Raw genomic sequence first — 16,352 nt, 5'->3', positions numbered from 1 at the left:
CTTGATGGCTCAAGTCCGGGCTTTTTAGTGTTTGCCTTGCTGCCTTAGTCGCCGCGGGTGACGTTTAGTCCTTTGAGCAAATTCAATGCCTGGCTCAGTTGGTAATCGTCATCCTGCGGGTTGGCCTTGGCCGGCGCTTTGTTCTTGCTCGGTTTATCTGCGCCCCCGTTACCGTTGCCTAGGTGGCCTTGCAGGTCGGCTTCTTTGATGCCGCTCTCCGCCTGCTCACGGGTCAGCTTGGCACGTGCCACCTCGATGTCGGGGATGATGCCCTGCGCCTGGATCGAGCGGCCGTTAGGGGTGAAATACAGCGCCGTGGTCAGCTTCAGGGCGCGGTCATTGTTCAGCGGTAGCACGGTTTGCACCGAGCCTTTACCGAAACTGTCAGTGCCCATCAGCACCGCGCGTTTGTGATCCTGCAGGGCGCCGGCAACAATTTCCGAGGCGGAGGCGCTGCCGCCATTGATCAGCACCACCAGCGGTACGCCTTCGCTGGCGTCGGCCGGATCGGCGTTGAAGCGCAGCTCGGAGTTGGCGATGCGGCCTTCGGTATAGACGATCAGGCCTTTCTTGAGGAAGTGGTCGGTAACCTCCACGGCGGCTTGCAGCACGCCGCCGGGGTTGTTGCGCAAGTCGAGTACCAGGCCGCGCAGCTTCTTGCCGTTGTCCTTGCGCAGCTTGGCCAGCGCCTTGCCGACTTCTTCACCGCTATTGACTTGGAATTGGGTGATGCGGATGTAGCCGTAACCGTCGTCAAGCAGCTGGCTCTTCACGCTCTTGACCTTGATCACCGCGCGCGTCAGCTCGACATCGAAGGGTTTGCCTCCCTCGCGTAGCAGGGTCAGCTCGATGTCTGTGCCGGCTTTCCCGCGCATTTTCTCGACCGCTTCCATCAGCGACAGGCCTTTGGTCGGCTGGCCGTTAATTTTAACAATCAGGTCGCCGGGTTGGATGCCGGCGGCAGACGCAGGGGTGTCATCAATCGGTGACACCACCTTGAGAAAGCCGTCTTCGCTGCCGAGCTCTATGCCCAGGCCGCCGAATTCGCCGCTGGTGCTTTCCTGCAGATCGCGGAAGGCTTCAGGCTCCAGGTATGCCGAGTGTGGATCAAGGTTGCTGAGCATGCCCTTGATGGCGTTTTCCAGCAGGGTCTTGTCGCTGACAGGCTCGACATAGGCTGATTTGATACGGTCCATTACCTCGGCAAAGGTGCGCAGCTCGTCCAGCGGCAATGGCGCGCTGTCATTGGCTGTTGCTGGGGTTTCGGCCTGTGCAGCGAAGGCGGCAGTGCTGCCCAGCAGGGTAACAGCCAGTGCGAGGGCGGTGAGGCGGAACAGATGCGGCATGTTGAACGTACTCCTGGTCCAGAATCGATAATCGCGGCACTTATCCTTGTGCGCGGCACCATTGAGCAGGGTCAATCGGGCGGCCCTGCTGGCGAATTGCGAAATACAACGCCGAGCTATCTTGGCCGCCGCTGTTGCCTACGGTGGAGATGGCTTCGCCGGCTTTGACCACGTCACCGGCGTCTTTGAGCAGGCTTTGGTTATGCCCATAGAGGCTCAAGTAGCCGTTGCCATGGTCGAGAATGACTAGAAGCCCGGCCCCGCGCAACCAGTCGGCAAATACCACGCGCCCGCCATGCACCGCATGCACCTGGCTGCCGGCGGCGGCGCCGATCAGTACGCCGTCCCATTTGGTGCGCGCATCACCGCCGCGAGGCGTGCCGTAGCGGGCCACAAGGCGGCCATTGACCGGCCAGGGCAACTTGCCGCGGGCTTTAGCAAATGGCCCGCCGAAGCTGGCGCCAGAGCTCACCAGTGGGCCGCTGTTGGCGGGTTTGCCAGGAGTGCTCGGCTGCTGCTCGCGCTGGGCCAGTAGCGCCTGTTGGCGCGCTGCTTCGGCTTCGCGAGCCTGGCGGGCGAGGGTGGCCTCGATGGTTTTCAGCACCCGCGCCAGGTTGGCTTGTTCTTGCTGGCGGGCTTTGAGCTTCTGGTCGCGGGCGGAGAATTCTTTGCTTAGCTTGGCCAGGGCCAACTGACGCTCTTTACGCACGCCGGCGAGTTGTTCGCGCCGGCCATCCAAAGCGCTTTTCTGTTCGAGCAGCTGGGTTTGCTGGTTGACGATGTCCAATTCGACATTGGCCAGCTGGCGCAGGGTTTCATTGAAGGCGGTGAGTTGTTCCATGCGCGCTTCACTGAGGTAGTCGTAGTAGGTCAAGGTGCGTGAGAATTTTTCTGGATTCTGCTGGTTGAGCAGCAGTTTGACGTACTCCTGGCGGCCGCTCTGGTAGGCGGCGCGGGCCTGAATGCCGATCAACCGTTGTTGTTCAAGGCGCGCGCCCTGGAGTTTTTTTTTCTCGTTATCGAGGCGCTGAATCTCCTCTTCACTTTGTTTCAGGTCCTGCTGCAGGCCATTAACCTGCTTTTCCAGCTGGCCCATTTCGCTTTCGGTTTTTTTCAGGTCTTTCTGCACGCCGGATTTCTCCTGCTGCAGCTTATCCAGCAGTTGCTTTAGCTCACTGACATCGGCGCGCGCGGCGTCTAGTTGCTTCTGCGCCTCACGCTTCTCGTCGGCGATGGCAGGCGTGAGCAGAACAGTCAGGAAAATAACGGCGAGTACACGGAACATGGGGCTGAAGCTACCTGAATTAAGAACGCGCCTAGTATGCCTAAAAAAAGGTCTGGAGCCATTTTTAACATTGCGCAGCGACGGTCACGAAAGGTGACCGTCATAGATGGCAGGCCGGGCGTTGCACCTGGCTGCGGGCGTCGGTTTAGTTCAGCTGGACAATGCTGGTACCGGTCATTTCCATCGGTACGGGCAGGCCCATCAGGGTCAGCAGGGTCGGTGCCACGTCGGCCAGCACGCCGTTCGGGCGGATAGTCGCTGGGCGTTTGCCGACGTAGATAAACGGTACCGGTTCGCAGGTGTGCGCGGTGTGGGCCTGACCGGTGCTCTCGTCGGCCATTTGCTCGACGTTGCCATGGTCGGCGGTGATCAGCGCTTCGCCGCCAACCTTGTCCAGCGCGGCGACAATGCGGCCGACGCAACTGTCCAGGCATTCCACAGCGGCCACGGCGGCGGCGAACACGCCCGTGTGACCGACCATATCGCCGTTGGCGTAGTTGACGATGATCACGTCATAGCGCTGATTCTCGATGGCATCGACGATTTTGTCGGTCACCTCCAGCGCGCTCATTTGTGGCTGCAGGTCATAGGTGGCGACGTTCGGCGAGGGGATCAGGATGCGTTCTTCGCCGGCAAAGGGTTCTTCGCGCCCCCCCGAGAAGAAGAAGGTGACGTGGGCGTACTTCTCAGTTTCGGCGATGCGCAGTTGGGTTTTGCCGTTATTCGCCAGGTATTCGCCGAGCACGTTGGTCAGCGCTTCCGGCTTGTAGGCGCTGGGTGCCGGGATGCTGGCGGCGTATTGGGTGAGCATGACGAAGTCGGCCAGCTGCGGGACGCGCGGACGTTCGAACTCCTTGAAGCCGGGCTCGACAAAGGCGCGGGTCAGTTCGCGGGCGCGGTCGGCGCGAAAGTTCATAAACACCACGGCGTCGCCGTCTTCCATCTGCACCGGCTCGCCGATGGTGGTGGCTTTGACGAACTCGTCGCTTTCGTCGCGGGCATAGGCCGCGTTCAGACCCTCGACGGCAGTGGTCGCGTTGAACTGGCCGTTGCCGTCGACAAGCAGTTGATAGGCTTGCTCGACACGGTCCCAGCGATTGTCGCGGTCCATGGCAAAGTAGCGGCCGATTAGGCTGGCGATCCGGCCCTTGCCCAGCTTGGCGAAAGCGGCATCGAGCAGCTCGATGGACGGTTGTGCGCTGCGCGGCGGGGTGTCGCGCCCATCGAGAAACGCATGCAGGTAGATTTTTTCTGCGCCGCGCTGGGCGGCTAGCTCAGCCATGGCCACAAGGTGATCCTGGTGGCTGTGTACGCCGCCTTCTGAGAGTAAGCCGAGGATGTGCACGGCCTTGCCGGCGCTCACGGCTTTGTCTACCGCCGTGGTGATGGTTGGGTTCGCGAAGAAGTCGCCATCGCGAATGGCTTTGGTCACCCGGGTGAAGTCCTGATACACCACGCGGCCCGCACCGAGGTTCATATGCCCGACCTCGGAATTGCCCATCTGGCCGTCTGGCAGGCCGACATCCATGCCCGAGCCCGAGATCAAACCATTGGGCTGGGTGGCGCGCAGATGGTCGTAGACCGGCGTGTTGGCCGCCATGATGGCGTTGGATTCGGGGCTGTCACTGTGGCCGAAGCCATCGAGGATGATCAGTACCAGGGGGTTGGGCGTGGCGCTCATAAAGCTGGCTCGCTCTGCGTGAGGGGCGAAAAAGACTCGGCATTTTACGGCTAAGTGGCGCAAACGTCACCGTCGGGCGGGGTTTGGCCGGCCTGTGTGGCTGTGTATACTGGCCGACATTTTACCGCCCCGGAACCGCACAATGCTCGCCAACTTGATTGAATTTGCCACTACTCACTACGTACTGAGCGGGTTGTTCGTGACCGTGCTTGCACTGCTGATCTTCACCGAAGCGCGTAAGGGCGGGCAGAGCCTGAGCAGCCGCGAGCTGACTGCGCTGGTTAACAGCGATCAAGGCGTGGTGCTGGATATTCGCGGGCAGAAGGATTTCTCTGCCGGACATATCGTCGGTGCGCTAAATATTCCGTACGAAAAACTGGTAGGCCGTATGGTTGAGCTGGACAAGCACAAGGCCAAGACCCTGATTGTGGTCGATGCCATGGGCCAGCATGCTGGCACGGTTTGTCGTGACCTGAAAAAGGCCGGTTTCACTGCCGCCAAGCTGTCGGGTGGCATTGCCAGCTGGCGTGGCGACAACCTACCGTTGGTGAAGTGAGATGCAGCCTGTCGTCATTTACTCCAGCGACTGGTGCCCGTTCTGCACCCGTGCCAAGCAACTGTTGGCGAAGAAGGGCGTGGCTTTCGAAGAAATCAAGGTCGACGGTCAGCCGGGCGTGCGTGCGGAAATGACCCGCAAGGCGCGGCAGACCTCGGTGCCGCAAATCTGGATTGGCAGCACCCATGTGGGTGGCTGTGATGACCTGTATGCCCTGGAGCGCGCCGGTAAGCTCGACGCGCTGCTCAAGGTTTAACTCCCCTGTTTATCCGTACCTAACGACAAGAAGGCTTTGCCATGACAGAACAAGCTAGCAACGGCGCCGCTCAGGGCGAACAGAACCCGCAATTCTCCCTGCAGCGCATCTACGTGCGTGACCTGTCCTTTGAAGCGCCGAAGAGCCCGGAAATTTTCCGCCAAGAGTGGACGCCGAGCGTCGCCATGGATCTCAATACCCGTCAGAAAGCGTTGGACGGTGACTTTCACGAAGTGGTGCTGACGCTCTCGGTTACCGTGAAAAACGGTGAAGAAACGGCGTTTATTGCTGAAGTGCAGCAGGCCGGGATCTTCCTGATCCAGGGGCTGGACGCCGCCTCCATGAGCCACACCCTTGGTGCGTTCTGCCCGAACATCCTCTTCCCGTATGCCCGCGAGACGCTGGACAGCCTGGTAGTGCGTGGTTCTTTCCCGGCGCTGATGCTCGCTCCGGTGAACTTCGATGCGCTGTACGCGCAAGAGCTGCAGCGCATGCAGCAGGCTGCTGCGCCAGCCGTTGCTCACTGAGCCGCTGCCATGCAATAAAAAAGCGCCTCGGGGCGCTTTTTTATTGGCAGTCAAATAAGACGGCTTATTCCTGCGACGCTGCGGTAGTCGCCTCGGGCATGGCGAACTCATGCTGGCGCCAGGCCTCATACACCGCCACGGCAACGGTGTTGGCCAGGTTGAGGCTGCGGCAGCCGTCGCGCATTGGCAGGCGCACGCGTTGCTCGGGCGGCAGGCTGTCGCGCACCTCCAGAGGCAGGCCGCGGCTTTCCGGGCCGAACAAGAAGGCATCGCCGGGTTGATAACTGACCTGATGGAACGGTTGCGAGCCCTTGGTGGTGAACGCGAATACGCGCGGCTGACCGAGGCTTTCCAGGCAGCTGGCGAGGTCGGCGTGGCGCTGCAGCGTGGCGTATTCGTGATAGTCCAGGCCGGCACGGCGCAGGCGTTTGTCATCCAGGTCGAAGCCCAAGGGTTCGACCAGGTGCAGGTGGCAGCCGCTGTTGGCGCAGAGCCTGATAATGTTGCCGGTATTCGGTGGAATTTCTGGTTGAAAAAGGATGACGTGAAACATGCGCGGCTCCGAGCTTGAAGGCGAGCAGCATTCTACAGACCCGCGGCCACGTCCGTGGGTGCGGGTGATCGGTTCGTTGGCGCTATTTGGCTTTTTGATCGGTTTGATGATTGGCCGATTGTTTCAGCCGGACCCGCTCTGGCTGGAGCGGGTTGAGGAGCGTGAGCAAGGTCTTGAACTGTGGTTCAACGTCGAACCGGTGCCGCGCGAAGAGCATGCGGGTGGCGTTTTTATCCTGCGGCTAGAGAGTTTTGGCCGCGAACAACAAGGCCAGTTACAGGTGCAGGGGCGCTTGGCTAATTGGCGATTGCAGCGCGAAAGAAAGGATCTGGTCTTGCGAGTGCTGGCAGCCCGTCCCTTGCGCGGCGATTGGCGCGCTGAAGAGGTAGACGGGCGCTGGCGGCTGCTGGTCAGCCTGGTGGAACAATAAAAGAGGGGATTCCCCGGCCTGCCTGTACCAAGGTCCCCGAAACTGGGATTGCATAAGTCTATGCAGACTGTGTGCCAGTTTTATTACGTTGGCTGCAGGGCCTATAAATACTGAGTTTAAGGCGGCGTAGGGCGGTTTTTGAGGTGTGCGGGCGGTGGTGGCTGAACCGCAGAGGTGCGCGTGCATTGCTTTGGCGCATGTTCAGTGTGCTGAGCGCAGTAATTAAAAACGGGCCCAATGGGCCCGTTTTTATTCTGCGCGGGTGATGACGGTTCAGTCGTCGCCATCCTCGTCATCGCTGCTGTCGAGGTTCATGCCCAGCTCTTTGATCTTACGCGTCAGGGTGTTGCGCCCCCAGCCCAGCAGTACGGCGGCGTCACGGCGGCGGCCGGCGGTGTGCTTGAGAGCGGTTTCGATCATGATCCGCTCAAAGGCCGGCACCGCAGTATCCAGCAGGTTGGATTGGCCGCGGCTCAGCGCTTGCTCGGCCCACTGCCGTAAACCCTGCTCCCAACTGCTAGCGGGGGCGTTTTCCTGCGGTTGGTTAAGCAGTTCGGGCGGTAGGTCGCCGACATGCACTTCACGGCCTGAGGCCATGACGGTAATCCAGCGGCAGGTGTTTTCCAGTTGGCGCACGTTGCCCGGCCAAGGCAGTTGCGCCAGGTAGTTTTCGGTTTCGCTTTTTAGCAGTTTGGGCTCGACTGCTAGCTCCAGCGCCGCGCGGCTAAGGAAATGCCGGGCCAGGGTGGGGATGTCTTCGCGGCGATCAGACAGGCGTGGAATGTGGATGCGAATCACATTAAGGCGGTGGAACAGGTCTTCACGAAACTTGCCGGCTTGCACCAAAACTTCCAGGTTTTGATGGGTGGCGGCGATGATGCGCACATCCACTTTGACCGGGGTGTGGCCGCCGACCCGGTAGAACTCACCGTCGGCCAGCACGCGCAGCAGGCGGGTTTGCGTATCGGCCGGCATGTCGCCGATTTCATCGAGAAACAAGGTGCCGCCGTCGGCCTGCTCGAAGCGTCCGCGACGTTGATTGGCTGCCCCGGTAAAGGCTCCTTTTTCATGGCCAAACAGTTCGGACTCCATCAAGTCTTTGGGAATCGCTGCCATGTTCAGGGCGATAAAGGGTGAGGCAGCGCGCGGGCTGTGGCGGTGCAGGGCATGGGCAACCAGCTCCTTGCCAGTACCGGACTCGCCGTTGATCAGCACGGTGATATTGGAGTGTGAGAGGCGACCGATGGCGCGGAATACCTCCTGCATGGCCGGCGCCTCACCGATGATTTCCGGCGTCGGCGGCTGCTCGACTGGTGCGCTAAAGCCCTGCTGCTCCTGGGCGTGCTGGTTGGCGCGCTTAACCAAGGCAACGGCTTCGTCAACGTCGAACGGCTTGGGTAGGTATTCAAACGCACCGCCCTGATAGGAGGCTACTGCGCTGTCGAGGTCGGAGTGCGCGGTCATGATGATCACGGGCAGGCGCGGGTGCATCTCCCGAATGCGCGCCAGTAGCTCCAGCCCGCTGGCGCCGGGCATGCGAATATCGGAGAGGATGACATCGGGCTGCTGCCGCGCCAGGCGGCTGAGGACGCCGTCGGCGCTGTCAAAACTCTGGGTGGTCATGCCTTCCTGCTGCAAGGCCTTTTCCAGAACCCAGCGGATAGAGCGGTCGTCATCGACAATCCAGACGGTTTCACTGCTGCTCATGACGGCGTTACTCCTTGTTCCAGCGGCAGGAAGATCGAGAACACGGTATGGCCAGGATGGCTCTCGCATTCGATCAAACCTTGGTGCTGGCTAATGATGTTCTGGGTAATGGCCAGGCCCAGCCCGGTGCCGTCGGCACGCCCGCTGACCATGGGGTAGAAGATGGTTTCTTGCAGGTCAGCCGGAATGCCTGGGCCGTTGTCGATGATTTCAATCTTGGTCACCAGGCGATGGCGACAATGGCCAATAGTGAATTGGCGCAGGGTGCGGGTGCGTAGGGTAATGCGACCCAGGCGCAGGTCGCTCTGGGCGGCGAGCGCCTGCATGGCATTGCCCACGATATTCAGCACGGCCTGGATCATCTGCTCGCGGTCGATTAATACATCCGGAATGCTTGGATCGTAGTCGCGCACCAAAATGATGCTGCCTTGGCTTTCGGCTTCAACCAGGCTGCAAACGCGCTCTAGCACCTCGTGCACATTGGTCATGGCCAGCGATGGCAGCTTGTTCGAGCCAAGCATGCGGTCGACCAGATTACGCAGGCGATCGGCCTCTTCGATGATCACATTGGTGTAATCCTTGAGGCTTTCTTCGGGTAGTTGACGGGCCAGTAACTGCGCCGCGCCGCGGATACCGCCGAGGGGGTTCTTGATTTCGTGGGCTAAGCCGCGCACCAGTATTTTGGTGGTCTCCTGCTTGGACAGCTGCGCCTCTTCCTTGGTGATGCGCAGCAGGCGATCGCGCGGATGCACTTCCAGTAGCAGCAGGGTTTCACCACGGCTGAGGACCGGGGTCACGGCGTAGTCGACGGTCAATGTCTGGCCGTTAACCGAGGTCAGTACGGCTTCGCGTTTGTTGAACGGATGAGCGTGCTGCACGGACTGGCGCAGTGCACTCAGCGCTTCGCTGGACTCGGTAAATAGCTCGCTGATGAACTGCCCATGGCTGCGTTGACCGCTGACGGCGAGCAGCATCTCCGCTGCAGGGTTCATGTACTCAAGACGCAGGTTGTCGTTGAGCAGCAGCGTGGCCGTGGTCAGATTATCCAGTAGCAGGCGATGCAGAGCGTCGTTGATTATCATAGTGGGATGTCAGCAGACCCTTGGGTTCCAGCAATGCAGCTGGAAAATGCAAGAAGCAAACCAAAGCCCCGGAAAGACGCGTTTTTGGCCATGGATGCTGGGAATTAGCTGCTTTTCAGCGCAGCTGGGCTGAATGGGCGACCCAAAACAGGGAGAGTATAGAAATGCCCGGCAATAAGCGCACAGGTTTGGTGCGCTGCGGCCATTCAGATAAAGGGGACGAAGGGGATGTTTTTCTTTTCCACTGGTTTGTCCTTAATCGGACATTCCGGGCGTACGCCGTAATCCGCTTTTTTGCAGGGATTGGCCTTACGCTTCTGTGCCAGGGAAATGCGCTGCATGTGGAAGGGTTGAGTGGGCGTGCGCTCGATGATGCGGCCTGCCTGGTCAATAACTTCAACCGCCAGTTGATGGGTGCCGCGGTCGATATTCTCCAGCGGGAACACCGGGCTACTGCCTGCTTCGCCTACGGGTTGGCCATCCATTAGCAGGCGGTAGCTGTGCTGCGGATACAGGCCCGGCTCGCTATTGATGCTGACAATCAGGTTGCCGGCGCTGTCGCGGATGGTGGCGTCGGGCTGTGGTACCAAAATGCGCAGCAGGTTGTAGCGCTGTGCCGGCTCCAGTGGCGCCTGCGTGATGACCGGAGCTGCGGGCGTCTGCATGGCTGGCATCGAGTTGCTCGGTGCTAGCTCGACACGCTCGGCGTTGCCGGACCTGGGTTTGTCGGTGAAGACGCGATTACCTTCGGCGTCTATATAGGTGTAGACCTGCGCCAGTGAGGGCAGGGCCAGCAGCATCAGGATGCAAAACAACAGGTTACGCATAGTCAGGGTGCTGGCTTAGGTTGTGGCTTTGGCGGCGGTGACGGCCGAAAAGCCGGGCTGCTGGTGTTGACCCGCTGCACGGTAAAGGTTGTGGTGGCGCTTTGCTGGACTGACTGCTCGCCGCTTAGCACTTCCACGGCCAGGCTGTGCTCGCCACGGTCGGCATTACTCACTTGCAGGCGCGGTACGTTACTTGGTTGGCCATAGGGCTTGCCATCGAGCAGCAGGCGCAGGCGGTGGTTGTTGGCCAGGCGCGGTTCTATCGTCACCCCAACGCTGAAGGTGCCATTGTTGGCGCGCATAGCCTCATCGTCTGGTAGGCCCGTCAGCTGTAGGGTGCTGTAAGGCGCAGCCTTTTCAAGGGTGTTGTCGGTTGGCGGTGCGGCTGGAATGCTGGGTACCGGCATCGACACGCTATTGGTGGCGGGGAGCGCGATACTTTCTGTCGCTTGGCCTTCTGGCGGCTGGTCAGTGAAGACCGTATTGCCATTGGCGTCGGTGTATTTGTAGATCTGTGCATTGGCGGTAAAGGCCAGGCTCAGTAGTAGGCAGATGAGTAGAGGGCGCATGCCGGACTCTCCCAGTTAGTGTGCCCTAAGCGTTGCATTGCCAAGGCGCCCTGGCAAGCGCGTAGATGGTATGGCGTATACCCGCGCAGAAAACATCGGGCTTAAAGTCGCTGGGTGTTTGGCAGTGGCCAGAATACAGATGCAAAAAGGCCACCCGAAGGTGGCCTTTTGTGTTTCGTGCGGTGTTAGACGCTGTAGTACAGGTCATATTCCAGCGGGTGTACGAAGGTGCGAACCTTAACTTCTTCTTCCGATTTCAGCTCGGTGAAGGATTCCAAGAAGTCCTTGGTGAATACGTTGCCCTTGAGCAGGAAGTCGTGGTCGGCTTCCAGTGCTTCCAGTGCTTCTTTCAGGCTGCCGCACACTTGCGGAATCAGCTTGGACTCTTCTGGAGGCAGGTCGTAGAGGTTCTTGTCGGCTGCATCGCCAGGGTGGATCTTGTTCTGGATACCATCGATGCCAGCCATCAGCAGTGCCGCGAAGCACAGGTATGGGTTGGCTGCTGGATCCGGGAAACGTGCTTCGATACGACGGCCGCGTGGGCTGGCGACGTAAGGAATACGGATCGAGGCTGAGCGGTTGCGTGCCGAGTAAGCCAGCATCACCGGCGCTTCGAAGCCAGGTACCAGACGCTTGTAGGAGTTGGTGGCTGGGTTGGTCAGGGCGTTCAGCGCCTTACCGTGCTTGATGATGCCGCCAACGAAGTACAGGGCGGTATCGGACAGGCCAGCATAGCCTTCACCGGCGAAGGTGTTCTTGCCATCTTTGGCGATGGACATGTGTACGTGCATGCCCGAACCGTTGTCGCCATACAGCGGCTTCGGCATAAAGGTGGCGGTGCGGCCGTAAGCTTCGGCGACGTTGTGTACGCAGTACTTGAGGGTCTGCACTTCGTCAGCCTTGGCAACCAAGGTGTTGAATTTAACCCCGATTTCGTTTTGGCCAGCGGCTACTTCGTGGTGGTGCACTTCAACGATCTGGCCCATTTCTTCCAGAGCGTTGCACATGGCGGTACGGATTTCGTGATCCGAGTCGGCTGGCGGAGTTGGCAGGTAGCCGCCTTTCACGCCGATGCGGTGGCCATTGTTGCCCTGACGGCCTTCGGTATCGGCGTCGCTGTTCCAAGAGGCCTGTTCGGAGAAAATCTTGAACATCGAGCCAGACATATCCGACTTGTACTTAACGGAGTCGAAGATAAAGAACTCGGGTTCCGGGCCAACGAATACGGTGTCGCCGATGCCGGTGGTCTTCAGGAACTCTTCGGCACGCTTGGCGATGGCGCGTGGGTCGCGCTCGTAGCCCTGCATGGTCGACGGCTCAATCACATCGCAAACCAGAATCAACGTTGGCTCTTCGGTGAACGGGTCCAGTACAGCGGAGCTGTCATCCGGCAGCAGAATCATGTCGGAAGCTTCGATGCCTTTCCAGCCTTCGATGGAGGAGCCGTCGAACATCTTGCCGACTTCGAAGAAGTCTTCGTCCAGTGCGTCGCGTGCTGGCATGCTGATGTGGTGCTGCTTGCCGCGAATGTCAGTGAAGCGCAGGTCAACCCACTTCACGTCGTGTTCTTTAATAAGTTGAATCGACTTCGACATGCTGTCCTCCAGGTGGCTAAGGCTCGAATGCTGAGCCCCTCAATAATATGGTACGGCGCGGCGGCATAGTCCGTCGGCGTATCCTGCATCACAAGGGAGCAAATTGCATGCCAGTGCACAGGAATGGGTGGGCGCCCTAAAAGTCAGGGGTTTCGCGGGTTGAGCGGCGCTGCCTAAGCAATTTATGCACCGTTATAGTTCGCTTAATTCCCGTTGTGCACGAAAGTGGTGCGCTATTTGAGGCGGTGAGGATTTTTGATCAAAGCGTGAGCAATTTCCGCTATAATCCGCGCCCCTGTTTTTCCGCGGCCTCGGCACCCATTGTTTTCATGAAACTGATCGTTAAAGTCTTCCCAGAAATCACCATTAAAAGTCGGCCGGTGCGTAAGCACTTTATCCGGCAGCTGGCGAAGAATATTCGTTCGGTTTTGCGTGAGTTCGATCCACAGCTGCAGGTCAGCGGTGTGTGGGACAACCTGGAAGTCGAAACCCAGATCAGTGAGCCGAAAACTCTGCAGGCGATGGTCGAGCGCCTGAGCTGCACACCGGGTATCACCCATTTTCTGCAGGTTGATGAATACCCGCTGGGTGATTTCGACGATGTGCTGGCCAAGTGCAAGTTGCACTTTGCCGAGCAGCTAGCAGGCAAGATCTTTTCTGTGCGCTGCAAGCGCGCTGGTAAGCATGCGTTCAGCTCCATGGATATCGAGCGCTATGTGGGCAGCCAGTTGCGCCAGCAATGCGGCGCGGCCGGTATCTCGCTGAAAAACCCAGATGTTGTGGTGCGTATGGAGATCCGCGACCAGCGTCTGTTCGTCATCCATCATCAGCACGAAGGGCTGGGCGGTTACCCGCTGGGCTCGCTGGAGCAGAGCCTGGTGCTGATGAGCGGCGGTTTCGACTCCACCGTTGCGGCCTATCAAATGATGCGTCGCGGCCTGGTCACCCATTTCTGCTTCTTTAACCTCGGCGGCCGGGCTCATGAGCTAGGCGTTATGGAGGTGGCGCATTACCTCTGGCAAAAGTACGGCAGCTCACAGCGCGTACTGTTTATCAGCGTACCGTTTGAAGAGGTGCTGGGTGAAATCCTTGGCAAGGTCGATAACAGCCACATGGGTGTCATTCTCAAACGCATGATGCTGCGTGCTGCCACGCGTATGGCCGAGCGCCTGCAGATCGACGCGTTGGTGACCGGTGAAGCGATCTCCCAAGTCTCTAGCCAGACCTTGACCAATCTCGCGGTAATCGACGCGGCCACTGACATGCTGGTGCTGCGTCCGCTGCTCGCCAGCCATAAGCAAGACATCATCGACACCGCCACGCGCATCGGTACTGCCGAATTCGCCAAGCATATGCCGGAATATTGCGGGGTGATTTCGGTCAACCCGACGACCAAGGCAAAAAAGCCTCGCGTCGAGCATGAGGAAGGCCAGTTTGACATGGCGGTGCTTGACCGCGCCTTGGAGCGTGCGACTTTGCTGCCGATCGACAAAGTGATCGACGCACTGGGCAAGGATATTAAGGTTGAGGAAGTCAACGAAGCGCTGGCCGGCCAGGTCATCATTGATATCCGCCATCCGGATAACAGTGAAGATCTACCGCTCGAGCTGTCTGGCATAGAAGTGCAAGCGCTGCCCTTCTATGCATTGAACAGTCGTTTCAAAGAGTTGGATGACGCCCGCCAATACCTGCTGTATTGCGACAAAGGCGTCATGAGCCGTTTGCATGCCCATCACCTGTTGAGCGAGGGGCATGCCAATGTGCGCGTTTATCGTCCGACATAAGACGCCCGGGTTGAATGGCGGTAGCATCCGCCATCGCCCTCCCGACATACCGGCGGCGTGAAGCAGGCTTTTACGCCGCCGAGCAGAAATCGCATTTAGTTAATACTCGCCCCCTACACTAGGCGGCACACCGAATCCTCTGATTGAGATACACACACGTGATCGAGAAACTACGCAACATCGCCATCATTGCCCACGTTGACCATGGTAAGACCACTCTGGTTGACGCCCTGCTGCGTCAGTCCGGCACTCTGGAACGTAACGAGCTCAACGACGAGCGCGTGATGGACAGCAACGACCAGGAAAAAGAGCGCGGCATTACCATTCTGGCCAAGAACACCGCGATCAACTGGGGTGGCTACCACATCAACATCGTTGACACCCCCGGCCACGCCGACTTCGGCGGTGAAGTTGAGCGCGTGATGTCGATGGTTGACTCCGTGCTGCTGGTAGTTGATGCCCAAGACGGCCCGATGCCGCAAACCCGCTTCGTGACCAAAAAAGCTTTCGAAGCTGGCCTGCGTCCGATCGTGGTAATCAACAAGATCGACCGTCCAGGTGCACGCCCTGATTGGGTACTGGACCAGATCTTTGACCTGTTCGATAACCTCGGCGCGACCGAAGAGCAGCTGGACTTCAAAGTCGTCTACGCCTCGGCACTGAACGGTGTTGCCGGCCTGGATCACGCTGAAATGAGCGAGAACTTGGAGCCTCTGTACCAGTCGATCATCGACAACGTGCCGGCTCCAGCCGTTGACGTTGATGGCCCGTTCCAGATGCAAATCTCGGCACTGGACTACAACAGCTTCCTTGGCATCATCGGTGTAGGCCGTATTGCCCGTGGCAAGGTCAAGCCGAACACCCCAGTAGTAGCGATCGACGCCAACGGCAAGCGCCGTAACGGCCGTATCCTCAAGCTGATGGGTCATCACGGCCTGCATCGCGTGGACGTTGAAGAAGCCGGCGCTGGCGACATCGTCTGCGTCAGCGGTATGGACTCGCTGTTCATCTCCGACACCCTGTGCGACATCAACAATGTTGAAGCGATGAAGCCGCTGACCGTCGATGAGCCGACCGTATCCATGACCTTCCAGGTCAACGATTCGCCGTTCTGCGGTAAAGAAGGCAAGTTCGTCACCAGCCGTAACATCAAAGAGCGTCTGGACAAAGAGCTGCTGTACAACGTGGCCCTGCGTGTTGAAGAAGGCGACAGCGCTGACAAGTTCAAGGTCTCCGGCCGTGGTGAGCTGCACCTCTCAGTACTGATCGAAACCATGCGTCGCGAAGGCTTCGAAATGGGTGTAGGTCGTCCGGAAGTGATCATCCGCCAGGTTGACGGCGTGAAGCACGAACCGTTCGAAAACGTCACCATCGACACCCCGGAAGACTCCCAGGGCAAGGTCATGGAAGAGATGGGCCTGCGTAAGGGCGATCTGACCAACATGGTGCCGGATGGTAAAGGCCGTGTGCGTTTGGAATACAACATCCCAGCTCGCGGTCTGATTGGTTTCCGTAACCAGTTCCTGACCCTGACCAACGGTGCTGGCATCCTGACCTCGATCTTCGATCGTTACGACACCATGAAGTCGGGCCACATGTCCGGCCGCCAGAACGGCGTTCTGGTATCGGTTGAAACCGGCAAGGCTCTGACCTACTCCCTGGAAACTCTTCAGGCGCGTGGCAAGCTGTTCGTTGAGCACGGTCAGGAAATCTACAACGGTCAGATCGTTGGTCTGAACAGCCGTGACACCGACATGGGCGTTAACCCAACCAAAGGCAAGAAGCTCGACAACATGCGTGCTTCCGGTAAAGACGAAACCATCGCTCTGGTTCCACCGGTGAAATTCACCTTGGAACAGGCCCTGGAATTCATCCAGGACGACGAGCTGTGTGAAGTGACGCCGAAGTCGATCCGTCTGCGTAAGAAGATCCTCGACGAAGGCGAGCGCACCCGCGCTGCCAAGAAAGCCAAGAACTGATCCAGTTTTAGCTAACTAAAAAGCCCCCGCCGGCGAGAGCCGGCGGGGGTTTTTTTGTGTGAGATAGTTTAGGGCGCTAGAGGTAGGGCAGATGTATTTTTTGACTGGTGTTGTCAGAAGATAGCTCTTCTTCTGCTTTCTTGGCGTGTGGACGTGCGTACTTAATACTCGCTGA

15 protein-coding genes are annotated in these 16,352 nt (G+C 59.0%); 6 read left to right on the top strand and 9 right to left on the bottom strand.

Features of this window, described 5'->3' with window-relative positions; all coding sequences use genetic code 11:
* Positions 1 to 44: 44 nt before the first annotated feature.
* The 3 genes from BMZ32_RS17235 to gpmI form a co-directional block, all read right to left on the bottom strand.
* A complete protein-coding gene (locus tag BMZ32_RS17235) occupies positions 45 to 1,346 on the bottom strand; it encodes a S41 family peptidase (RefSeq protein WP_090244268.1) in 1,302 nt (433 codons plus the stop codon).
* A 40-nt stretch (positions 1,347 to 1,386) separates the two neighbouring features.
* Complete coding sequence (locus tag BMZ32_RS17230) at positions 1,387 to 2,631, bottom strand: murein hydrolase activator EnvC family protein (RefSeq protein ID WP_090244266.1); 1,245 nt, start codon at positions 2,629 to 2,631, stop codon at positions 1,387 to 1,389.
* Between the two features lie 145 nt (positions 2,632 to 2,776).
* Entirely contained in the window at positions 2,777 to 4,312 is a 1,536-nt protein-coding gene (gpmI, locus tag BMZ32_RS17225) for a 2,3-bisphosphoglycerate-independent phosphoglycerate mutase (protein ID WP_090244264.1), read from the bottom strand.
* Positions 4,313 to 4,454: 142 nt separating this feature from the next.
* Between gpmI and BMZ32_RS17220 the strand changes: the two genes are divergently transcribed.
* Genes BMZ32_RS17220 through secB form a run of 3 tightly spaced genes read left to right on the top strand, consistent with a single transcriptional unit; the run spans position 4,455 to position 5,651 of the window.
* Positions 4,455 to 4,868: a rhodanese-like domain-containing protein gene (locus BMZ32_RS17220; protein WP_090244262.1), complete on the top strand. Its 414-nt coding sequence runs from the start codon at positions 4,455 to 4,457 to the stop codon at positions 4,866 to 4,868.
* Between the two features lies 1 nt (position 4,869).
* Positions 4,870 to 5,124: a glutaredoxin 3 gene (gene grxC, locus BMZ32_RS17215; protein ID WP_090244260.1), complete on the top strand. Its 255-nt coding sequence runs from the start codon at positions 4,870 to 4,872 to the stop codon at positions 5,122 to 5,124.
* Between the two features lie 41 nt (positions 5,125 to 5,165).
* Positions 5,166 to 5,651 (top strand): protein-export chaperone SecB, encoded by a 486-nt coding sequence (gene secB, locus BMZ32_RS17210; protein ID WP_090244258.1) that lies wholly within the window; start codon positions 5,166 to 5,168, stop codon positions 5,649 to 5,651.
* Between the two features lie 64 nt (positions 5,652 to 5,715).
* On the opposite strand, the gene trmL is transcribed toward secB, so the two are convergent.
* Positions 5,716 to 6,204, bottom strand: a complete 489-nt coding sequence (gene trmL, locus BMZ32_RS17205; RefSeq protein ID WP_090244256.1) for a tRNA (uridine(34)/cytosine(34)/5-carboxymethylaminomethyluridine(34)-2'-O)-methyltransferase TrmL — start codon at positions 6,202 to 6,204, stop codon at positions 5,716 to 5,718.
* On the opposite strand from trmL, the gene BMZ32_RS17200 reads away from it, so the two are divergent.
* Positions 6,203 to 6,634 carry a hypothetical protein gene (locus tag BMZ32_RS17200; protein WP_090244254.1) on the top strand — a complete coding sequence of 144 codons (432 nt, stop codon included), beginning with the start codon at positions 6,203 to 6,205 and terminating at the stop codon, positions 6,632 to 6,634. The two genes, trmL and BMZ32_RS17200, sit on opposite strands and share 2 nt — an antisense overlap.
* 273 nt (positions 6,635 to 6,907) lie before the next feature.
* Here the strand turns inward: BMZ32_RS17200 and ntrC are convergent, their stop codons facing one another.
* The 5 genes from ntrC to glnA form a co-directional block, all read right to left on the bottom strand.
* Complete coding sequence (gene ntrC / locus BMZ32_RS17195) at positions 6,908 to 8,341, bottom strand: nitrogen regulation protein NR(I) (RefSeq protein WP_090244252.1); 1,434 nt, start codon at positions 8,339 to 8,341, stop codon at positions 6,908 to 6,910.
* Entirely contained in the window at positions 8,338 to 9,423 is a 1,086-nt protein-coding gene (glnL, locus tag BMZ32_RS17190) for a nitrogen regulation protein NR(II) (RefSeq protein ID WP_090244250.1), read from the bottom strand. Before glnL ends, ntrC begins: the two co-directional genes overlap by 4 nt.
* 206 nt (positions 9,424 to 9,629) lie before the next feature.
* A complete protein-coding gene (locus BMZ32_RS17185) occupies positions 9,630 to 10,250 on the bottom strand; it encodes a DUF4124 domain-containing protein (protein WP_090244249.1) in 621 nt (206 codons plus the stop codon).
* A 2-nt stretch (positions 10,251 to 10,252) separates the two neighbouring features.
* Entirely contained in the window at positions 10,253 to 10,819 is a 567-nt protein-coding gene (locus BMZ32_RS17180; RefSeq protein WP_090244247.1) for a DUF4124 domain-containing protein, read from the bottom strand.
* Positions 10,820 to 11,004: 185 nt separating this feature from the next.
* Entirely contained in the window at positions 11,005 to 12,414 is a 1,410-nt protein-coding gene (gene glnA / locus BMZ32_RS17175; protein WP_090244245.1) for a type I glutamate--ammonia ligase, read from the bottom strand.
* Positions 12,415 to 12,743: 329 nt separating this feature from the next.
* Between glnA and thiI the strand changes: the two genes are divergently transcribed.
* Both thiI and typA read left to right on the top strand, forming a co-directional pair.
* Complete coding sequence (thiI, locus tag BMZ32_RS17170; protein ID WP_090244330.1) at positions 12,744 to 14,198, top strand: tRNA uracil 4-sulfurtransferase ThiI; 1,455 nt, start codon at positions 12,744 to 12,746, stop codon at positions 14,196 to 14,198.
* A 158-nt stretch (positions 14,199 to 14,356) separates the two neighbouring features.
* Positions 14,357 to 16,177, top strand: a complete 1,821-nt coding sequence (gene typA, locus BMZ32_RS17165; RefSeq protein WP_090244243.1) for a translational GTPase TypA — start codon at positions 14,357 to 14,359, stop codon at positions 16,175 to 16,177.
* Positions 16,178 to 16,352 lie beyond the last annotated feature (175 nt).

Source organism: Pseudomonas guineae (assembly GCF_900113745.1).
Classification (GTDB): Bacteria; Pseudomonadota; Gammaproteobacteria; order Pseudomonadales; family Pseudomonadaceae; genus Aquipseudomonas; species Aquipseudomonas guineae.
This window is presented reverse-complemented; position numbering and strand designations above follow the sequence as displayed.

Excerpts from the sequence above, each read along its gene's own strand:
- BMZ32_RS17200 (WP_090244254.1), top strand. The coding sequence starts at position 6,203 with ATGCGCGGCTCCGAGCTTGAAGGCGAGCAGCATTCTACAGACCCGCGG.
- ntrC (WP_090244252.1), bottom strand. The coding sequence starts at position 8,341 with ATGAGCAGCAGTGAAACCGTCTGGATTGTCGATGACGACCGCTCTATC.
- BMZ32_RS17180 (WP_090244247.1), bottom strand. The coding sequence starts at position 10,819 with ATGCGCCCTCTACTCATCTGCCTACTACTGAGCCTGGCCTTTACCGCC.
- BMZ32_RS17230 (WP_090244266.1), bottom strand. The coding sequence starts at position 2,631 with ATGTTCCGTGTACTCGCCGTTATTTTCCTGACTGTTCTGCTCACGCCT.
- gpmI (WP_090244264.1), bottom strand. The coding sequence starts at position 4,312 with ATGAGCGCCACGCCCAACCCCCTGGTACTGATCATCCTCGATGGCTTC.
- secB (WP_090244258.1), top strand. The coding sequence starts at position 5,166 with ATGACAGAACAAGCTAGCAACGGCGCCGCTCAGGGCGAACAGAACCCG.
- BMZ32_RS17235 (WP_090244268.1), bottom strand. The coding sequence starts at position 1,346 with ATGCCGCATCTGTTCCGCCTCACCGCCCTCGCACTGGCTGTTACCCTG.
- thiI (WP_090244330.1), top strand. The coding sequence starts at position 12,744 with ATGAAACTGATCGTTAAAGTCTTCCCAGAAATCACCATTAAAAGTCGG.
- trmL (WP_090244256.1), bottom strand. The coding sequence starts at position 6,204 with ATGTTTCACGTCATCCTTTTTCAACCAGAAATTCCACCGAATACCGGC.
- grxC (WP_090244260.1), top strand. The coding sequence starts at position 4,870 with ATGCAGCCTGTCGTCATTTACTCCAGCGACTGGTGCCCGTTCTGCACC.
- BMZ32_RS17220 (WP_090244262.1), top strand. The coding sequence starts at position 4,455 with ATGCTCGCCAACTTGATTGAATTTGCCACTACTCACTACGTACTGAGC.
- glnA (WP_090244245.1), bottom strand. The coding sequence starts at position 12,414 with ATGTCGAAGTCGATTCAACTTATTAAAGAACACGACGTGAAGTGGGTT.
- glnL (WP_090244250.1), bottom strand. The coding sequence starts at position 9,423 with ATGATAATCAACGACGCTCTGCATCGCCTGCTACTGGATAATCTGACC.
- BMZ32_RS17185 (WP_090244249.1), bottom strand. The coding sequence starts at position 10,250 with ATGCGTAACCTGTTGTTTTGCATCCTGATGCTGCTGGCCCTGCCCTCA.